The following is a 1,027-nucleotide window of genomic DNA, read 5'->3' on the forward strand; positions in this document are numbered from 1 at the left end:
GATGTCGGAAGACCTCATCGGCTATGCAAAGCTAACCCAAGATGCCCTGCGTGGCGTCGTGCGCGATGCAATCAAAGTTGCGTTGACGGGCCTGCCTGCCGACCATCATTTCTACATCAGCTTCCGCACCCGTGCGCGTGGCGTGCAAGTCGCCCAATATCTGGCTGCGAAATATCCTGATGAGATGACGATCGTGATCCAGCACCAATATGAAGGGCTGGAAGTGCGCGACGACTGGTTTGCCATTACCTTGCACTTTGGCGGCGTGCCACAGCGGATTGTGATCCCCTTTGCGGCGATCACCCGCTTCTATGACCCTTCCGTGCGCTTTGCTTTGCCGTTCGATGTGGTCGACGATCTCTCGCCAGATGCGGACTTGGACGATGACGTGCTGGAATCCGAAGTTGAAGATTCAGTCGTCAAAGCACCGAGCACCGGTGCGGTTGTTAGCCTCGACGCGTTCCGGCGTAAGAAGTGAGCGCAGAAACCGGCCCGGCCCGCACCGACGCGGAAGTTCTGGCAAAATTTACCCAAGCCAAATCTCGACCAGCCTGTTCCGACACGCTGGGACTTGAAGTCCTGTCGATCGATCAAGCGGGTGGACGCGTGCGGATCAAAATGGTCGGCCAAGCCGCGTGGTGTAATCCGCGCGGCGCGCTGCAAGGCGGTTTTGTCACGGCTATGCTGGATGAGGCCATGGCCATTGCTGGGATTGTTGCTGGGCAAATGGCCTTTGCCGTCCCAACCTTAGAGCTGAAAACGACTTTCTTACGTCCCTGCCCGGCAGGCCCAGTCGAAGCCGAAGGCCGCGTCGTCAAATGGGGCAATAAAGCTGCCTTCTTAGAGGCCGATTTGTTTGATGCAGATGGCAAACTCGTCGCACGCGCCACCTCAACCGTCCTGCCCACGCCTTTGCCAGCAAGACATCCGAGGGCGGACGGCTAAGCCAAGCTCGCGCGGTGGGGTGAATTCCATCCTTGGAATGCACTAAGGTTACTCTAAACTTAGGGGTTTTTTTGACTTGGAA

At 57.4% G+C, this 1,027-nt stretch carries 2 protein-coding genes; both read left to right on the forward strand.

All coding sequences use genetic code 11. The features are described from left to right. Position 1 precedes the first annotated feature (1 nt). A complete protein-coding gene (locus ACOVRA_RS14195; RefSeq protein ID WP_421720865.1) occupies positions 2–478 on the forward strand; it encodes an SspB family protein in 477 nt (158 codons plus the stop codon). Beyond that, a complete protein-coding gene (locus tag ACOVRA_RS14200; protein WP_421720866.1) occupies positions 475–945 on the forward strand; it encodes a PaaI family thioesterase in 471 nt (156 codons plus the stop codon). The genes ACOVRA_RS14195 and ACOVRA_RS14200 overlap by 4 nt, the downstream gene beginning before the upstream one ends. Positions 946–1,027 lie beyond the last annotated feature (82 nt).

It is taken from the genome of Aquidulcibacter sp. (assembly GCF_049239865.1).
Classification (GTDB): domain Bacteria; phylum Pseudomonadota; class Alphaproteobacteria; order Caulobacterales; family Aquidulcibacteraceae; genus Aquidulcibacter.

Excerpts from the sequence above, each read along its gene's own strand:
- ACOVRA_RS14195 (WP_421720865.1), top strand. The coding sequence starts at position 2 with ATGTCGGAAGACCTCATCGGCTATGCAAAGCTAACCCAAGATGCCCTG.